The organism is Collinsella aerofaciens (assembly GCF_040915545.1).
Lineage (GTDB): Bacteria > Actinomycetota > Coriobacteriia > Coriobacteriales > Coriobacteriaceae > Collinsella > Collinsella aerofaciens_BE.
Genome location: NZ_JBCPDH010000014.1, coordinates 3,844 through 22,945, shown reverse-complemented (window position 1 = coordinate 22,945; position 19,102 = coordinate 3,844). Strand labels below are relative to the sequence as shown.

Genomic DNA, 19,102 nt, shown 5'->3' with positions numbered 1-19,102 from the left:
GGTGCGGCTCGCCGGGGTTCGGCCTACTGGCCCTGTGCGCGGTAGCGGGCCTCGGTGGCCTCCTTGGCCGGGCGCCACCAGGACTCGTTGGCCACGTACCAGTCGATGGTGGCCTTCAGGCCCTCGGCGAAGTCGGTGTGGGCCGGCCTCCAGCCCAGCTCGCGCTGGAGCTTCGTGCTGTCGATGGCGTAGCGGCGGTCGTGGCCGGGGCGGTCGGCGACCCAGTCGAAGTCCTCGGGGTCGCGGCCCATGGCCGTAAGGATCATGCGCAGGACGGTGATGTTGTTCCTCTCGCCATTAGCCCCGATGAGGTAGGTCTCCCCCATGCGGCCCTTGGTGAGGATGTCCCAGACGGCCGAGGAGTGGTCCTCGGTGTGGATCCAGTCGCGGACGTTCTGGCCCTTGCCGTAGAGCTTGGGGCGCACGCCGTCGATGATGTTCGTGATCTGCCTGGGGATGAACTTCTCCACGTGCTGGTAGGGGCCGTAGTTGTTGGAGCAGTTGGAGATCGTGGTGCGCAGGCCGTAGGTGCGGGTCCAGGCGCGGACCAGCATGTCGGAGGACGCCTTGGTGCTCGAGTACGGGCTGCTCGGGCGGTACGGCGTCTCCTCGGTGAACTTGGCCGGGTCGTCGAGCGCCAGGTCGCCGTAGACTTCGTCGGTGGAGACGTGGTGGTAGCGGACGCCGTGCTTCCTCACGGCCTCGAGCAGGCGGAAGGTGCCCTCCACGTTGGTGCGCAGGAAGGGCTCGGGGTCGGCGATGGAGTTGTCGTTATGGGACTCGGCGGCGTAGTGCACGATCGCGTCGTGGCCGGGGACGATCCTATCGAGCAGCTCCGCGTCGCAGATGTCACCGACGACGAGCTCGACCCTGTCCTCGGGCAGCCCCGCGATGTTCTCGGGGTTGCCGGCGTAGGTCAGCTTGTCCAGGACGGTGACGTGGACGCCCGGGTGGTTGTTCACGACGTAGTGCACGAAGTTGCTGCCGATGAAGCCGCAGCCGCCCGTGACGATGATGTTCTTAGGTTCAAAAATCTCAGACATGAAAATCCAATCTGAAGCAAGTACAGCTTCTTTAGTATGCCGCAGGAAGTGACGCCGCGGCACTATTCAACAAAACTATCGGACATTTCGGCATGCGATAAGAGCCATGACCTTCGCAGAATTACTTCCCCTACAAAACGCCTCCGGAATGCAGTCTTTGTCGTACCGGAAGACCGAATTCCCAGTTTTATCGTGTAAGTACTTATAGAAGAAGTCTTCCCAGCTTTTAAACTTCTCACTGTTTACAAAGGCTTCTGGGGTTTCCAAAACCGCCTTAACATCTAACCTTGAAATTACGCCAGAGCTCAGCAGAAGCCACTCGAATGACTCGGGAAGACAAACCGTAACAGTATCGCGATGAATGTCTTGCAGCTTAAGGACGCGGTCCGCATGGCACCCAAATGCCGCTCCGTCCGCGACAACAAACACGCGATCGTCGAAATGCTGATCCAACCAGCCCAAAATCGCGCTGTTCGTCATGGCCGAAGCGCAGGTAAGCTCACTGTCAGCGAAATGCCGTTCAAAGAACTGGAAACCAGACTTACTGTCCTCGCATAGAAGGATAGAAAAGTCCTGTTTTGGCGCCGACCGGGAAATAGCATAACGATGATTCCCGCGATCTTGATAAACAGGGACGAAAGAATGGTATTTTCCGCTCGTCTTAATCTTGTAAATCTCATCCACGCTATACGGAAGATTGGGGAAATCAGCCCTTGAGATCAGCACGAAATAATTCGAGGAATACAGCACATGATGGGCAAACTCATCAGAATGGATCTCTTTTAAGCCCTCGTCGACAAATACAATCGAGTCATGAACGGACGAAAGCTGGTTTCGCCAATCATAATCGGTCAGGGCGACACAGGGACAATCGCATTGCAAGGAAACACCCGACTGCTCGCCCGTTCGCATGTAGTCTGCGACCATGTCAAACAGTGTCGTCTTACCCGTGCCACTATCGCCACGCACAATAGTGATGTTCCGCTTGATGGTAAATGTGTACTTGGTTCCCCTGCGGCGGGAAATCTTAACGAGATGCGAACCGTTCATAAGCAGCACCTACAGATACGGAATTGACTCGTGAATCAATTCGGCCATGTTGTGAACGATTCGGCCGCTATTCACGACTTTAATTTTAAAATCCTCGCGACCAAAGTCCATCACATGATAGAGATTCACAACGAGCTTGCGGTCTTTCGCCATGTCAAGAATCCACTTGGCACAGTTGTCACCACAGGTAGAGGCGTTAAAAATATGCTTACGATCAAATCTCATAAGCAGCAGCGTTTTCACGCCACCAGAAAGCTGGAGTGGGGAGATGGATCCAAGCACGGGGCTTTCGATGACGTTTTCGGAGACAACATCCGATCGATCGACATCTTTAATTATCGAGACTGCATAGGGATCCGTAATCCAAGTAGACCGGTAAGAGTTTTTGAAATATGTCGCTGTGTTGTAAATCGCTTCTGGCATATCGCCAAAGTAGACGCTTAACACATCCACTCCCAATCATATTATCTTTATGGTCAACGTAATCATAACGAAAGGGGCCACCAGATAAACGGTGACCCCTAAAAGAAAACAAGCTGGCGCTAGTACTCGCGCGGGCTGTTGACGATCTCGCCGGCGGCGACCTTCTTCAGGTGCTGCCCGTAAACCGACTTGCCGTAGGCCTTGGCGGCCTCCTCCAGCTCGGCGGTCGTGATCCAGCCGTTCTCCCAGGCGATCTCCTCGGGCACGGACACGGGCAGGTCCTGGGAGTGCTCCACGGCGCGGACGAACTCCGCCGCCTCGTGCAGGCTCTCCATGGTGCCGGTGTCCAGCCACGCGTAGCCGCGGCCGAGGGTCACGACGGACAGCGTCCCCTCCTCCAGGTACATCTGGTTGAGCGTGGTGATCTCGAGCTCGCCGCGGGCCGAGGGCCTGACCTCATGCGCCTTGGCGGCGACGTCGCCCGGGTAGAAGTACAGGCCGGTGACGGCGTAGGAGCTCTTGGGCTCGGCGGGCTTCTCCTCGATGGAGACGGCCCTCCCCTCGCGGTCGAACTCCACGACGCCGAAGCGCTCGGGGTCGTCCACGTGGTAGCCGAAGACCGTGGCGCGGCCCGACTCGGCGTTCTGGACGGCGCGCGTCAGGTGGCGCGAAAGGCCGTTGCCGTAGAAGATGTTGTCGCCGAGCACCAGCGCGCACGGCTCGCCGGCGATGAACTCCTCGCCGATGGTGAATGCCTGCGCCAGGCCGTCGGGGCTCGGCTGCTCGGCGTAGGAGAGGTTCACGCCGTAGCGCGAGCCGTCCCCGAGCAGGCGCTCGAAGTTGGGCAGGTCCGTCGGCGTGGAGATGACCAGGATGTCCCGGATTCCCGCCAGCATGAGGGTGGACAGCGGGTAGTAGATCATGGGCTTGTCGTAGACCGGCAGCAGCTGCTTGGAGGTCACGAGCGTGAGCGGGTACAGGCGCGTGCCGGACCCGCCGGCGAGGATGATGCCTTTCATGTAGTCCTCCGTGTCATTTAACTGATTTAGTTACGACTTATATAATAATCTCTATCGGTCATATCAATTAAAAATATATGAGCGATACCCATTGAACAGGCCATCTAATTGCCTCAGCACGGAAAGAGCGTCAGGAACAGTGAAGATTTACATCGCAGCGCATAAGCACTTTGACATTGATGCGCAAGCGCCATATCAGCCGCTCTACGTTGGGGCAAGCTCCATTCCAACAGACAATCGTCAGGCTGGATGGCTGTACGACGATCAAGGCGATAATATTTCCCAGAAAAACAAACACTACTGTGAACTTACCGGCCTCTATTGGATATGGAAGAATTCTCCTGAGTCGATAGTTGGGCTCACGCATTATCGAAGGGCGTTTGAGTCCCCCAATGACTCAAAGCAGATGCTCAAAGACTATGAAATTGAGAACATCCTTACTAATTATGACTGTATTGTTGCAGCCAAAGAACCCTGCACAAGCTCAATCGGGTGCAACTTAATCACTGTTGCTGAGCAGTATAGAATGATCCATTCTTCGACAGATCTGCTACAGGCAAGGGAAATCATCAGGACGAAATGCCCTAGCTACTTGGATGCTTTTGATAAAGCAATCTGCGAGGAGTGTTCTTTTTCGCCATGCAATATGTTTATTTGCAAAAAGGAGCTGATGGACCGATATTGTAAATGGCTTTTCAAAATCGAAAAACAACTTGAGAAGCGAATTGACTATATAAGTGGTCGCAATAGCTATCAACAAAGGATGCCTGGCTTTATCTCAGAACGACTGTTTAATGTCTTCCTTAAAAAGGAAGACATTAAATGCTATGAATGCCACATCTTTAACCCAATTAATAAAGAAGCCCTCACGTTCGATCAAAGCACGTGGCCTCGAAGGAGACCGCAACTTATATGCTCTTGCTCTACGAATGCCATATTTAACGGAGTAGACTATTCATCTGTATTTGATTATTCCTTTTATGTAAATCATTACGAGGATCTATTCGATAGATATAAAGACGACCCCCTTGGAGCGCTGGAACATTTCATCGCAATCGGCATTAATGAACATCGAGTTGCACATCCACATTTTTCTATCGGCTCTCTTCTGAATGGAAATCCCGATTTAAGAAGTAGGTGCAGCGGAAATCTCGAGGCAGCGCAAATGTATATAGCGAATCCTAAAGAATATATGCATCCAATTGGGTATGAAAACATTCATCCGCTAGATGAGCAGAGCAATTCAACTATGGCAACATGGCATGAACGTCGAATTACAGCGGCGCGCATTCGATACCAAGAAAGAATCGAGAGACTACCTGTACTGGGTTAATTCAATGCAAGAATCAACCGGAGATCCAAGTGAAATAGCGTGGGCATCTTCAGTGCAACGGAAAGGTAAATTGAAATGAAAATTACCACGGATTGTATTTGTCGCGGAAGCGGAAAGGTATACGTTCTCCTAAAGAATGTTGAGATAGATGTATCAAATATTCAGGTGACAGCAGCGAAGAGCGACGGAACGACAATACCAAGCTCAATCTATCCATACGAGTCAGATAAAAGTCAATACGTCGTAGTTCTTCCCGACCTCAGAACTGGTGATTGCGATATTCAGATTAATGATTTGAGTGCGCACTACGCCTACGACGCCATTAAAATCAGCTTTAGCACGGCAAAATGGGCGTCAAGATTAAACTACAAAATTAAGAATGATTTGTCCCATTCCATTAGGAACTATGACGATAAGCATGACTTGGATGTAGCAAGCATGCGTTTTCACGAGTTTATCGAAGATGGAGATGAGGCCATTCTTCGTTGCTCAGTAAAACTTCCCCAGCGCAACGACAACAAAATAGCCATCAGCTGCTTCGATACTTCGATGAATCGTATTGAGATCGAGCCGATCACCACCGATGACATTACGATTCCCTTGTGGTTTGCTCCCAATAAAAAACGTCGCGAAATTCAATACTCGGTCCGAATCCCAAATAGCACAAATAGGCTTATCTTCACAATCGAAGACAACAACCACCCAAGCTTTAACAGCTTCGCTGTTGTGGACAACGAAGAGCTCGATAAGCTGCGCATTTTAACCACGTCGAAAATGAAGCCTATTTCGATTGATCCGTCTGCATATCCAAATTGGTTCGAGCAACACAAGGCAAGTTCGGCGATGCTCGAAAAGCAATCGATGGTTACCTTCAAGAAAATGCCTTTGTTTAGCATCGTCGTTCCCCTATTCAACACACCCGATAATTTGTTCAGGGAAATGGTGGAATCAGTTCTTAAACAGAGCTATGCGAACTGGGAGCTTGTGCTGGTCAATGCAAGCCCAGATAACAGTGCGCTTGTAGATATGATTGAAACCGCTAAGAATAAAGACGCTCGCATTAAGGTAATAGAGCTAGCAAGCAATTCCGGCATTTCCAAAAATACTCTTGCCGGGACAAAAGAAGCGAATGGAGATTTCATTTGCTTCTTAGACCATGACGATACGCTCGAGCCATCGGCGCTTTATGAATATGCGCATGCAATTAATGCTGAAAACAATACTGATCTTATTTACTGCGACGAAGACAAACTGTTTGCCAATGGCAGCTATGGTGACCCATTCTTTAAGCCAGATTTAAGCATCGATTTACTACGAAGTGTTAATTATATTTGCCATTTTCTTGCAATCAGAAAAACACTATTCGATTCTCTGGAGTACGGCGACGAGCAGTACGATGGAGCCCAAGATCATGACCTGACGCTTAAGGCGATAGAAAACGCACGGAATGTGGTACACGTGGCTAAAATTCTGTACCACTGGAGAATCACCGAAAACTCAACTGCAGGTGACCCGAACTCAAAGCTATATGCATGGGATGCTGGCGTCAAAGCCGTACAGGCCCATTTGGACAGACTTAATGTTTCAGCAAAGGTTTACCGTGGGAACGACCCCTTCACTTATAAAGTTACCTATGCAGTTCCAGATAGTCATCCACTTGTATCAATCATTATTCCGACAAAGGACCATCCCTCTGTTCTCGATACGTGCATTAAGTCGATCATTGAACGCTCAACGTACGATAACTACGAAATCGTCATCATTGAAAACAATAGTGAGAACCCAGAAACATTCGAGTACTACTCCGAATTAGAGAAGAGCTATCCCGATACGATTCGCATCGAATATTGGGATGCGGAATTTAATTTCTCAAAGTTGATGAATTTCGGCGCTAGCAAAGCGAAGGGCGACTACCTTCTCTTGTTAAACAACGATACGGAGGTTATAACCCCGAACTGGATTGAAAACATGTTGGGCATTTGTTCGAGAAAAGAGGTTGGCATTGTTGGCGCAAGACTTTTCTACAGCGACAATACTTTGCAGCATGCGGGCGTCGGTATCGGAGGAATTGGAGCCGGTCACCTTGGAAAAGACTACCCCAGAGGTAAATGGGGCTACTTCAATCTATGTGACCGCACACAAGATTTAAGCGCAGTAACCGCAGCATGCCTCATGACTAAGAGAGCTGTATTCGACGAAGTCGGCGGCTTTAGAGAAGAACTGGCTGTTGCTTTTAATGATGTTGACTATTGCCTCAAAGTGAGAAGTCACAACTATCTTGTTGTATATACACCCGATACCGAGCTGTATCATTACGAGTCGTTATCACGCGGCTACGAAATCAGCGATGAAAAGAAAATGAGATTCCATAGGGAATACTCACTGCTCAACTACCTATGGCCAGAGTATTACGTGAAGGGCGATCCGTATATAAATCGCAACATCGTCAGCGGGAATTTGTATTATCAAATTTAAAAACGCTTATAACGCTTTAATTCTGAGCAGGTAAAGGAGGAATAAGGGGCTGTCGGTTTAACCGACAGCCCCTTATTCTCAATAGGTTAATTTATAAAGAAAGAACCCATTTGCTGAACCTAATTGCGTGATTTGCAATTCAACAGATGAATACTCTGTCAAATCTCTACTAGACATAACGTACTTCACATTAAGCTGCCTTAAATCATTTTCAGTCAAATTCACTGTGAAGAGATCATCCTGAGTGGAATTAAATGACGTAGATGGAGCGAATACGTTAGCAACGATATGAGCATATCTGTTGTATGCGTACTCATTCTCGTTATTATCATCAATAGAATTCCAACGCGTCAGATCAGGATAAGCATTGGTGGAGTTAATTACAGGAGCTCCATACGCAGCGCAAAGATTGGCAACTGTCCAAGAACCATCGACAACCCATTTATCTGAATAATCACTCTCTTCCACAAACTGATTAACGAGAGACTCTAAATTCGTATCTGTAAGTGGAGCCGCACCGATTTGAATTGGATTAATACAGAGCCCAGGAATTACGCCGAAGCAAATCGCAAAAGCAACGAATAAACCGGTACATTTTTTTCCAAGAATAAAGGAGCAAAACGAAAGGCACGAAAAAAGACAGAACAACATAAGCATTAACAGATACAGCATCCTTGCGACAAGATATTTCGCAGAAAGAAGCATGAAAATCTGGAATGCTGAACTCAGAATAAGACCGATTATTAAGATAATTGGCAAATAACCAATGGAGCTGTACTTCCCTTGGGATTCTTTAGCCTTTTCGACAGAAATCAAAAATAGGAGAAGTTCCAGGTAACCAATAGGAAACAATAGTCGCAAAACAGGAACGTTATACATTAAGGTTATTCGAGATAGAAATGACGGAAAACCAATAAATGCAAAGACTAGGAAAAACAGTTGAAGTGCTGTAAGCACGATTAACTGCCAATCTCGCCTTTTAATAAAACAAAGCAGAGATGCAAGCGTTCCAAGAGGGAAGAAACAAAGAATGGTTGCAATTTCGCATTCATTTGAAACCAGCGGTGAATCAAAGGCGTAAAAGAGTGGAATTGCATGAGAAAAAAGTTCAGGGAGTCCGCTTCCACCAGTTTCAAAGCGCGCACCAGGATAAACGGTATTCATAACAGATGTCATTGCTTCGGAGGACTGGAAGAAGGAAAGGAATATTAGCCCCGCTGAGATCAATAGGCAGAATACTAAAACAAAAGTATCACTTAGTGACCATGCAAGAACTGAATGTTGATCGTTAGATTTTAAAGTTTGACAATACTCTATTATTCTAAATACACCCATCAAGGCAAAAATGAAGAAAAATGGGACCATCCAAGCAGGATACATCAGCATTATGTAACAACCACATAGCCATGCTATAGCAACCATCGCAATAATCCTGATATTCCTTTTTCGAGTAAAGAGCGCCCTATCCAACAACAAGACAAGGGCTTGGCCATAAAGAATCACCTCGCCCGTGCCCCACCATTGAATTAGTGGCGAAAAACAAAGCAAGCATGAAAAGAGCAAGCTGAGCGGCTTTGACTTAATAATGAGAAAGGCACAATCAAAAGAGACAAGAACCATTAGACATAGTTTCGCGGACCAAGCAAACGCTAGACCGAATTCAAAACCAAATAACAAATAACCCCAAAGCACTGGTCTAAATAACGTGATTATGCTCCAGCAGGAAGCGCCATAAACCATCCGGACATCCGTTAAATCTCCTCTCAGGATTTCCGAAATTGGAGCATAGCCATTATGGGATTGAGAGAGTTGAAACAGGGTTCCAACTGAGAACTCATCACTTCGAAGGGACCTCGGTATACCCCAAAACGGAGTACCAGCGTTTCCGGGAAGCATAATGCTCCACATTCCAATCGATGAGCCGCTGATTTTAAAAGCAACGGCAAGCATCGCAACAGTCATACCGATTAACCATCGATGTTTATACAAAAACTCGCTTTTATACTCCACCAATTTGATTACAGAAATGACAAATACAATAGTCACTCCAGCAACAAATAGAACTGCCATATCGTCATTAAACATCGGGTTGGCAATTGTAAAGCCAACCGTGCCATAGAAAGCATCAATATAATTAACAAACAAAGACAGATATATCAGTGCAAAAGATAACGGCAGGGCAAAAATACCAACATGGTAAAGGCGATACAAGCCGCTGCAAACACGATGGTTTCGAGCTTCCGCTCCTAAATAGTTATTCATACAGTTAATCTAAACCTCGTCTTTAATTAACTCTGCTGATTTCGCAAAACATCATTCTCATTTTCAAGAATCGCAATACGTTGGGTTAAGTTCTTGCAAGCCGTAACGAGTCTGCTAATCGCAATACTGAGTGATAATGAAATCATCAATAAAAGTACTACAGCGACAAGAAAAGCGAAATTTGACGGGCTAATAAACCCAATACGATCTGAAATTCGATAAATTAACTCCGGAAAGCAAACGCAAAATAGGGCCACCACGCACAGGCAAAGCCATAGTAACGAGTACTTTAAAAGTAGCTTTCCTTTACCGACTAAGGAAACAACATAAAAGAAAAGGCCACTAAAAATTACGCCAGCGCCCACGCGAATTATCATACTCATGAGTGAGCCGCCTTTCTATAAACAAAACAGGCCATGGAAATTGCAAGCGAAACCTTAATCATGTAATAAATTGAAGAAAAGCCAGAAATTGATGACACTCCGCCCTGCCTCTCGCGCATAAGTACAGGAACCTCAACCACTGAAAGACCAGTTTTTAATGCTGCGGCAATAGATTCAGGCTCAGGATAATCATCTGGATAGTCCCTACAGAACAGATCTATGGCTTTTTTGCCGCACGCGCGAAATCCAGAAGTAGGATCTTTAATCGTCTTTCCGGTAAATAATCTCAACCAACCAGAAAGCCATCGGATACCTACTCTCCTTAAAAAAGTAGACTGAAAGCCTTCCGTGGGAACGGCAAATCTGGAACCAATGGATAAATCGGCACCATCAATAACCGGCTCGATTAGGTTCCCAATATAAGAAGGATCATGCTGCCCGTCACCATCAACCTGGACATCAATGTCATAACCATGCCTGAGCGCATATTTATGACCGGCCTGAACAGCACCACCGATGCCCAAATTTTGCGGAAGGTCAAGGACATTAAATCCATGTTGACGGCAGATAGATAGAGTTTTATCGGTTGAGCCATCATTCACCACTATATAATCATAGCCAGCTTCAACAACCGATGAAACAGTCTGAACGATATTGGCTTGCTCATTATATGCAGGAATGATTACCAGCACTCTCAACATGTCATCCATTAAAACCCCAACGATCCACATCGGACCTATATTGAAAATAGAACCTGCTTAATTTTATCCAAACAAACCAATCTCGAGAAATGCTCACGATAATAATTGAAGCCATTAGATCCTAAAGCTTCAATAGCGTCTTTATTCATTGAAGCAATTTTAACCATGTTGTTAGCAAGTGCATTAACATCTGAAGGATTGGAGACGAACCCGCATCTAGCAAAACGAACCGCATTGGCCCCTTCACCGCGCATTACGGCAAGTATTGGTTTCGAAGACGCCATGCAACTTGAAATTTTCGCCGGAATAGTAAGCTCTAACTCGGGATTGTCAGCAAATGGTGCAATCATTGACGTTGCAATGTCTGAATACATGGGCACGACCTCGGGATCCACGCGCCCCAAAAACATAACAGAACTATCAAGCCCCTTACTTGAAACGAGCTTCTGCAGTTCTGCCCTAGACATGCCATCGCCAAGAATTAACAGCTTCATCTCGATAGGGCTCTCTGAAATTGCACGCGAGAACGCTTCAATAACCGTATCAAGCCCTTGGGCGGGGGTTATAGAACCAGCAAATAGGAATACGCATTGATTTTTGAATTGCGATCTCAGTTCCGATGAGACAATCTTTTGCTCGTAACTCTCCTCGCAATGTTGAGGTATTACGTCTATCGAAACATCAGAATTCAAAGGCTTGACTCTATGAAGCAGGTTATCAGCCAAAGAGTCGCTCAAAGCAATCAGCTTATTGCAGGCCGCATACTGCTTGTCGCAAAAAGATTTGGCAAAAGACCTCAGAAAACCGCTTTGGACATTCAAGACTGTGTAAAGGTTCTCGGGCCAAATATCCAAGACATAAGTTACTAGAGGACATTTATTTCGCCATGCAGCAACCCTTGCAGGAATTACCATCAAAATAGGACTTGTATTGTAGCAAAATACAACGTCATACTTTTTATTGAGCCTCAAAGCTCTAAAAGAAGCAGTAATTGGCCAGCTAATATAGTTCAGGAAAATGCGTATCGAAGTATTACCCTTACGACGGATTTCGCCAGACCGAAAAACGGACGCACCGAAATAATCGTCTCGACGGTGACCGAAATAACCATATCCATCAGACCATTCGCCTGAAGGATAATTAGGGATGCCACAGAGAACATCTACGCTTACTCCGTCTTCAACAAATCCCTTCACCAAGTCATTAATTCGAAAAGATTCCGGATAGAAATGCTGCGTAACAACAAGCATTTTCTTTCCAGCACATGAGCTAGTCATTAAATGCTCTTCCTCCACACCATCTTGTCCACGACGCCGGTGTAGCTCTGGATGATCTTGACCACCTTGGTGGACACGGTCTCGTCGGCGTAGTCGGGAACGGGCGCCTCGGGGAGCGACCCCTCCGCGTCGAGCTCGACGGCGGTGTGGACGGCCTGCAGCAGGCCCCTCTCGGAGATGCCGGCGAGCGTGAAGCAGGCCTTGTCCAGGGCCTCGGGGCGTTCAGTGGAAGTGCGGATGCACACTGCCGGGAACGGGCGGCCGATAGACGCGAAGAAGCTCGACTCCTCGGGCAGGGTGCCGGAGTCCGACACCACCGCGAAGGCGTTCATCTGCAGGCAGTTGTAGTCATGGAAGCCCATGGGCTCGTGCATGCGCACGCGCGGGTCCAGCTTGAAGCCGGTGGCCTCCAGGCGCTTGCGGGAGCGCGGGTGGCAGGAGTACAGGATCGGCATGTCGTATTTCTCGGCCAGCGCGTTGATCGCGGTGAACAGGCTCGTGAAGTTCGCCTCGGTGTCGATGTTCTCCTCGCGGTGGGCGGAGAGCAGCATGTAGCGCTTAGGCTCCAAGTCGAGCTCGGCAAGGACGTCCGACGCCTCAATCTTGTCCAGGTTGGCGCGCAGGACCTCCGCCATGGGCGAGCCCGTGACGTAGGTGCGCTCCGGCGCGCAGCCGGTGTCCTTGAGGTAGCGGCGGGCGTGCTCGGAGTAGGCCAGGTTGACGTCGGAGATCACGTCGACGATACGGCGGTTGGTCTCCTCGGGCAGGCACTCGTCCTTGCAGCGGTTGCCCGCCTCCATGTGGAAGATGGGGATGTGGAGCCTCTTGGCCGCGATGGCGGACAGGCAGCTGTTGGTGTCGCCCAGGATCAGCAGGGCGTCGGGCTGCACTCGGACCATCAGCTTGTAGCTGGCGGCGATGATGTTGCCCACGGTCTCGCCCAAGTCGGCGCCCACGGCGTCCAGGTAGACGTCGGGGTCGTCCAGCGACAGGTCGCGGAAGAAGATGCCGTTGAGCGTATAGTCGTAGTTCTGCCCGGTATGCGCCAGCAGGCAGTCGAAGTGGCGGCGGCACTTCTTGATGACCTCGGACAGGCGGATGACCTCGGGGCGGGTGCCCACGATGATGAGTAGCTTCAGGCGGCCGTCGTTATTAAAAGAAATATTGGAATTCATAGTTTTCCCTAAAAGCCGAGTCTAGTATTTAGCCAACAATAATGAGGCGGACAGCACGTCACCACATTCAACAAGTTTTGAATCGTCCCTATGCAAGGTCTCGGAGCATCCACCGACATCGTAACAAACGACCGGAACCCCACAAGCCTCAGCCTCAAGATTGACCGTAGGATAATTATCTTCGTATGTCGGATTGAATAGAACGGAGGCAGAACTATATAGTGAGGCCAACTCTATCTGAGAGTCGGTTCGCGGAATACCAACCACCCCCGGAGGTAGTTGCCTCATCTGCTTAGCACTCAGTCCAACCAAAACAATAGAATACCCGGACTTGTCAAGCTTATCCGTAAGGGCAAAAAAGTCTGAAAGACCCTTACGCTTGGACCATGGAGAGGCAACCCCTAAAATAATTTTCCTCGAATCAAGGCCGTATTTCTCCTTAACGCTAAAAACCTCACTATTGGATCGTGGCTTAAAAACGTTGAGATCAATCGTATTGTGTACAACCTCAATCGGATACTTTGATAAATAGCTACAAGCGACCAGTCCAGCCAGCCATTTAGAAGGGGTAATGATAGTCATTCGATTGGAAGGCAGCGAAGTGAAAATCGAACGTTTGGCCTCGTAGCTCCATTTACATGATGCAGAATTAATAGTTGGAGGATATCCCATAAGTTGAGGGCACCTCTTGGCGCCACATCCAGTTTTCCATTGATTGCAGCAAGAATAGGTGAAATAAGGGCAATGGCCGGTAAAAGCCCAGCAGTCGTGCAAAGTCCATACAACACGACAATCAGATCTCATCAACCATTTAAACAGTTTATCAATATTCAAATAGTAACCATGGAGGTTGTGCAAGTGAACCACGTCAGGACCGAACTCATCAAGACGATGAATCAACGCGTCGGTTTGCCTCACCGAATGAAAGCCTACCTTACCGTCAAGGAGAGTAAGACCAACGTCAAGTATAAAATTAGTCGGTGACCCAAAACAGTATTCACTGACACTGTTCGCAGGCCTTCTTCTGCCCCAGCAAGCAAGCGATTCGTGCCCCTGATCAATAAGAGCAAGATGCTCCTTCATCATAAAGCGCCCAGTGGATCCATTTGGAACGCTATTAATATGAGCGTATCTGGTCAAAACCTCTAGACTTCCTCGTAGTAAGTGTCGGGGTCCTCGGGGTCGAAGGGCTCGTTGGCCCACATGACCGTCACGAGGTCCTCGGTGTCGGACAGGTTGGTGATGGAGTGCGTGTAGCCGGGGATCATCTCCACGGCGCGCATGTCGGAGCCGGAGACGACGTACTCGTCGACGGGGAACGGGTTGCCGCCGGCATCCTCCCCCACCTTCCTCAGCTTGATGGAGGCGGTGCCGGAGACCACCAGGAACCTCTCCCACTTGCTCATGTGCCAGTGGTTGCCCTTGGTGATGCCGGGCTTGGACACGTTGATCGACACCTGGCCGCGCTCGGGTGTGCGCAGGAACTCGGTGAACGAGCCGCGATCGTCGGTGTTGGGTTTGAGGCCATAGGCAAAGTGCCCCGGCTCGTAGTAGGACAGGAACGTGCTCCAGAGCTTCTTGGAGAAGGAACACTCGGATAGATCGGGCACGGAGAGCGTCTCGCGGCTGTCTCGGAAGCTGTCCAGCAGGTAGACGATCTCGCCCAGGGTCTTCACGTCAGTTTTCGGGACGTAGCAGAACCCGTCGCCCACGACGCGCTCGAGGCCCTCGTAGCCGCAACGGTGCTCCTTCCCCAGCAGGGCGCCCAGCATCTCGTCGACGAGGTCGTCGATGTAGAGGAGCTCCAGCTCCACCGAGGGGTCGTTCACGGTGTAGGGGCGGCCGTTGGCGATGGCGTCGCAGAACGTGGCGACGGCGGAGTTGTAGCGCGGGCGGCACCACTTGCCGTAGAGGTTGGGGAAGCGGTAGATGAGCACCGGCGCGCCGGTCCTCTCGGAATACTCGCGGAACAGGCCCTCCCCCGCGAGCTTCGACTCGCCGTAGACCGATCCCTCGAAGCGGCCCGACAGGCTCGCCTGCGCGGAGCTGGAGAGCATGACGGGGCACTTATTCCCGTGGCTCTCAAGGGTGTCCAGCAGCGTGGAGGCGAACCCGAAGTTGCCCTCCATGAACTCGGACTGGTCCTCGGGGCGGTTGACGCCGGCCAGGTTGAAGACGAAGTCGGCACGGGAGCAGTACTCGTCAAGCTCCCCGGGCGTGGAGTCGACGTCGAACTCCATGACCTCGAGCGGGAGCAGCGACTGATACTTCTCACGGCGGTCCTTGCCGTCCCTTATGTTCTTGAGGGCGCAGCAGAGGTTCCTGCCGACGAAGCCCCTCGCGCCGGTGACGAGGACGCGCACCCTACTGCACCGCCTCGTGCTCGCGGCCCTCGAGCGCCAGCTGCACGTACTCGGCGGTCTTGATCTTGGCGATGGTGCCCGCCACGTCGAGCCTCTCGGTGTTGTGGGAGGTGTAGGACTCGTCGGCCTGGGTCTCCACCTCGCCGTCGACGACGAACTTGTCGTAGTTCAGGTCGCGCGAGTCGCAGGCCACGCGGTAGTAGCCGCCCATGTCCTCGGCTCTCAGGCGCTCCTCGCGGGTCATGAGGGTCTCGAAGAGCTTCTCGCCGTGGCGGGTGCCGATCACCTGGGTGCCCACGTGCCCGAAGACCTCCTGGACGGCCTCGGCGAGGTCGCCGATGGTGGAGGCAGGGGCCTTCTGGATGAAGAGGTCGCCGGGGTTAGCGTGCTCGAAGGCGAACTGCACCAGGTCGACGGCCTCGTCCAGGTTCATGAGGAAGCGGGTCATGTTGGGGTCGGTGACCGTCAGCGGCTCGCCCTTGCGGATGCGGTCGATGAACAGCGGGATGACGCTGCCGCGCGAGCACATGACGTTGCCGTAGCGTGTGCAGCAGATGGTGGTGCGGCCGGCGCCGTTTCGGGCGTTGGCGTAGATGATGGACTCCATCATGGCCTTGGACTTGCCCATGGCGTTGATGGGGTAGGCGGCCTTGTCGGTGGACAGGCACACGACGCGGTCGACGCCCTCGTCGATGGCGGCGTGCAGGACGTTGTCCGTGCCGATGACGTTGGTGCGCACGGCCTCCATGGGGAAGAACTCGCAGGAGGGCACCTGCTTGAGGGCGGCGGCGTGGAAGATGTAGTCCACGCCGTGCATGGCGTCGCGCACCGATTGGGCGTTGCGGACGTCGCCGATGAAGAAGCGCACCTTGGAGGCGAGCTCGGGCGACTTCTCCTGCAGGCGGTGGCGCATGTCGTCCTGCTTCTTCTCGTCGCGGGAGAAGATGCGGATCTCGGCCAGATCGGTGTCCATGAAGTGCTTGAGCACCGTGTTGCCGAACGAGCCGGTGCCTCCCGTGATCATGAGGGTCTTGTCCTTGAAAACGCTATCGCACATTTCAAGCTCCAATTAAATAAACTAAAGGTGAATGAAACTTATAGAAATTGTAAGTCGATGCTTAACCTACTAATAACGTTTCTTATCCTAAACGAAAAGACGACTGCTGCGCATAAATTAGAATTAAAAAGCGTTTATACCTGCGCGAAATTGATAATTCCCCCAATTAACGTTGAAGAAGTCATTGCAGGTGGATATATAGCGTCAGCCAAACACTTTTATATCTAAGTATTTAACGAATCCCTGATGCACTATTTCCGAATAATGCATGGAAGCATCGCGACACACCCGACAAGATAAGCAAGCGAAATTGCAACGCTCGTTCCGTTAGGTCCAAATAGCTGAATCAATAAGCTAGAAAGGGGGACGGCAACAATTAAAGCAACCAAATTACCAACAAGATTACCAGCCATCTTTCTCTTAACAATCGTCAGGTCGGAAAAGAAACCGATAAACGCCGTAAGCAGCGAGCTAATAACCGCACCGTACAGCAAAAAAGAGTACTGATGAATTTGGTCACCAAAAATTAGTCCCAACAAGTAGTCGCCGCAGATAAAACAAGCGAACAGAATAGCAATGGACAAAACAACGGCGCCAAGAACGACCTTCATCAACATTGTATTAAATGTTTTATTATCCTCCGACTCGCTGGCGCTCGCAAAAGCGCCGAGCAAAGGGGCATAGGCATTAGCAGCACCCGCCTGAACGATTGCCGCGGGAGAACACACCGAGGAATAAACACCCAACATTGAGGCTCCCAGTACGGTAGCAAGTTCTTGACGCGAAACGGATGTAACCGCAGCGCAACAAAAAACCCCAACCGTAGCGGGAAGACACTTATAAAACAGTTCAGACATCGCCTTGAACCTAAAGGAAGGAACGATCGAGTCGAAATTAGAAGCCCAACGTGCATCAACAATCATCACGGGCAGAGACACCGCAATCATCAGCACAATACTCAATACAAGAGAATGTGAGATATACATTCCGGCACAAAACACCAGAAGAGACAAAATACCTCTCAGTAGCATCGACATGCCACAATAAATCATATTTCCCGCTTTTTGATCAATACCATGGAACACATCAACCATAACTTCAATTGACTTATATATGCAATAGAGGTACACGGGGAGAAGGGAAGACTGCTGGCAGGTAAAGAATGCATAAGGTAATACGAAAACAAATCCCAACACTATTGTGCTTAGACGAAAACCAATGTATTCCCCTGAAGAATACTCACATGAAAGATCGGATACTTGAAAGGATCGAATCTTATATAAACCGATTGGAACAAATAGATTGCTGATTGTCATTGCCAAAGATAAATCACCGGCGTAGGTAAAATCCGACGATAGTCGAACTACAGCAACTGTCGTTAACCACTGGCAAGCAAGGTATGCAATAGAGCCTACGGTATTCCATGTAATGTTTTTCTTTAAATTATCAGTCAATTTAACCCAATCGGTTTTAGATCTTATTAAATAGCCTAACCAATAACCTCTTTGGCGATTGCATCAATGCTTTCACCGTATCCAACGCCAGGAACAGCCCATTTACCATTTAAATCAATGGTTCTCGGAGCGCAACCACGACTGACATATTTAAAGCGAGCATCAATGCACGGATTAACCAAGGGATCCGTTGAACCATACGCCTTTAGATGTTGGACCTGCGCCCGCAGTCCCTCACGAACAGATCCGAAGCTATAGCCTGGATTACCAGCCCCCGTGGCACCAAGGCCTCCAAAGTTGCACTGATCAGGCTGAACCAAATTGCCAAACTTTAGATATCCCGTTTCTTTCATCACCTGTCCATATAAAACCTCAGGTGAGACACCTTCCGACTGAGCTTCTTCATATAGAATTCTGCAGAAATCTCTAATGTTCGACACTCCCCTATCCGTATAAACAGCTGAAGGGAATCCTTTAGTGCCCACGGTCTTTGTGAAATGATTGGCGGCATCTAGATAGGTTGAATAGGCGGACGACATAATAAGACCTTCATATCCAGTCATACTTGCGCCATTACGCCCCTCCTTAATGCCGCAATATAAATAGTGAATGTAATAGCCCTTCAGGTTCAGCCCGAAGGCCTTCCTCAGGTCCGTATAACGATTTCGATAGCCGTAAACGTCGAAGGACTCGTTCCCGCGCCTGCCCTCCGCCATGCCGCAGCTGACGAAATGGCGCAGCACGGCAGCATCGTCAACGAACCTCAAACCGCCCCTGACGGCTGTAAAGGCGTTCAGGACGTCACCGTTGTTGGAGGTATAGAAGTCGAAATCGTAAACGGGGGAATAATCGGTACCGCCTTGCGAAACGACAGCGCCCGCGAGGGAATCGCATCCGGTCGCGATCCTCCCCTCAGCGCGACCGCTACTGAGGTAATGGCCATATAGAGCGGTGAGGTTGGCACCGAACGCGCGACGCAGGTCGGGGTATCTGTTGTAATAGCTCAGCACGTCGAAGGACTCGTTCCCGCGCCTGCCCTCCGCCATGCCGCAGCTGACGAAATGGCGCAGCACGGCAGCATCGTCAA

Annotated in this window: 16 protein-coding genes; 2 read left to right on the top strand and 14 right to left on the bottom strand. The window is 50.0% G+C overall.

What is annotated here, in order from left to right; genetic code table 11:
• Positions 1–23 precede the first annotated feature (23 nt).
• The 4 genes from rfbB to rfbA all read right to left on the bottom strand — a co-directional run bounded on the left by rfbB (position 24) and on the right by rfbA (position 3,535).
• Positions 24–1,043, bottom strand: coding sequence for a dTDP-glucose 4,6-dehydratase (gene rfbB, locus AB5202_RS05940; protein WP_368143881.1), 1,020 nt, complete (start codon positions 1,041–1,043; stop codon positions 24–26).
• Positions 1,044–1,118: 75 nt separating this feature from the next.
• Positions 1,119–2,093 (bottom strand): hypothetical protein, encoded by a 975-nt coding sequence (locus AB5202_RS05935; RefSeq protein ID WP_368143883.1) that lies wholly within the window; start codon positions 2,091–2,093, stop codon positions 1,119–1,121.
• Positions 2,094–2,102: 9 nt separating this feature from the next.
• Positions 2,103–2,540: a DUF4869 domain-containing protein gene (locus tag AB5202_RS05930; RefSeq protein WP_040360074.1), complete on the bottom strand. Its 438-nt coding sequence runs from the start codon at positions 2,538–2,540 to the stop codon at positions 2,103–2,105.
• Positions 2,541–2,635: 95 nt separating this feature from the next.
• Positions 2,636–3,535 carry a glucose-1-phosphate thymidylyltransferase RfbA gene (gene rfbA, locus AB5202_RS05925; RefSeq protein ID WP_368143885.1) on the bottom strand — a complete coding sequence of 300 codons (900 nt, stop codon included), beginning with the start codon at positions 3,533–3,535 and terminating at the stop codon, positions 2,636–2,638.
• Positions 3,536–3,674: 139 nt separating this feature from the next.
• Here rfbA and AB5202_RS05920 point away from each other — a divergent pair, with 139 nt between their 5' ends.
• Positions 3,675–4,868 (top strand): DUF4422 domain-containing protein, encoded by a 1,194-nt coding sequence (locus AB5202_RS05920; protein WP_368143886.1) that lies wholly within the window; start codon positions 3,675–3,677, stop codon positions 4,866–4,868.
• A gap of 75 nt (positions 4,869–4,943) precedes the next feature.
• Entirely contained in the window at positions 4,944–7,343 is a 2,400-nt protein-coding gene (locus AB5202_RS05915; RefSeq protein ID WP_161145081.1) for a glycosyltransferase family 2 protein, read from the top strand.
• A 78-nt stretch (positions 7,344–7,421) separates the two neighbouring features.
• Here the strand turns inward: AB5202_RS05915 and AB5202_RS05910 are convergent, their stop codons facing one another.
• From AB5202_RS05910 to AB5202_RS05865, 10 genes are all read right to left on the bottom strand, one after another.
• Positions 7,422–9,605: a DUF7657 domain-containing protein gene (locus AB5202_RS05910; protein WP_368143887.1), complete on the bottom strand. Its 2,184-nt coding sequence runs from the start codon at positions 9,603–9,605 to the stop codon at positions 7,422–7,424.
• Positions 9,606–9,631: 26 nt separating this feature from the next.
• Positions 9,632–9,982, bottom strand: a complete 351-nt coding sequence (locus tag AB5202_RS05905) for a DUF2304 domain-containing protein (RefSeq protein ID WP_368147492.1) — start codon at positions 9,980–9,982, stop codon at positions 9,632–9,634.
• Between the two features lie 2 nt (positions 9,983–9,984).
• Positions 9,985–10,698: a glycosyltransferase family 2 protein gene (locus tag AB5202_RS05900; protein ID WP_368143889.1), complete on the bottom strand. Its 714-nt coding sequence runs from the start codon at positions 10,696–10,698 to the stop codon at positions 9,985–9,987.
• A gap of 26 nt (positions 10,699–10,724) precedes the next feature.
• Positions 10,725–11,984, bottom strand: a complete 1,260-nt coding sequence (locus AB5202_RS05895) for a glycosyltransferase family 4 protein (protein WP_368143890.1) — start codon at positions 11,982–11,984, stop codon at positions 10,725–10,727.
• Entirely contained in the window at positions 11,966–13,141 is a 1,176-nt protein-coding gene (gene wecB, locus AB5202_RS05890) for a non-hydrolyzing UDP-N-acetylglucosamine 2-epimerase (RefSeq protein ID WP_368143891.1), read from the bottom strand. The genes AB5202_RS05895 and wecB overlap by 19 nt, the downstream gene beginning before the upstream one ends.
• Positions 13,142–13,162: 21 nt before the next feature.
• On the bottom strand, positions 13,163–14,224 hold the full coding sequence (locus AB5202_RS05885; RefSeq protein ID WP_368143892.1) for a glycosyltransferase: 1,062 nt from the start codon (positions 14,222–14,224) through the stop codon (positions 13,163–13,165).
• A 62-nt stretch (positions 14,225–14,286) separates the two neighbouring features.
• Complete coding sequence (locus tag AB5202_RS05880) at positions 14,287–15,504, bottom strand: polysaccharide biosynthesis C-terminal domain-containing protein (RefSeq protein WP_368143893.1); 1,218 nt, start codon at positions 15,502–15,504, stop codon at positions 14,287–14,289.
• A gap of 1 nt (position 15,505) precedes the next feature.
• Positions 15,506–16,561, bottom strand: coding sequence for a polysaccharide biosynthesis protein (locus AB5202_RS05875; protein ID WP_368143894.1), 1,056 nt, complete (start codon positions 16,559–16,561; stop codon positions 15,506–15,508).
• 251 nt (positions 16,562–16,812) lie between these two features.
• Positions 16,813–18,015 (bottom strand): lipopolysaccharide biosynthesis protein, encoded by a 1,203-nt coding sequence (locus AB5202_RS05870; RefSeq protein WP_368143896.1) that lies wholly within the window; start codon positions 18,013–18,015, stop codon positions 16,813–16,815.
• Between the two features lie 35 nt (positions 18,016–18,050).
• Positions 18,051–19,102: hypothetical protein (locus AB5202_RS05865; RefSeq protein ID WP_438265664.1), on the bottom strand; the 1,052-nt coding region annotated here is incomplete at its 5' end.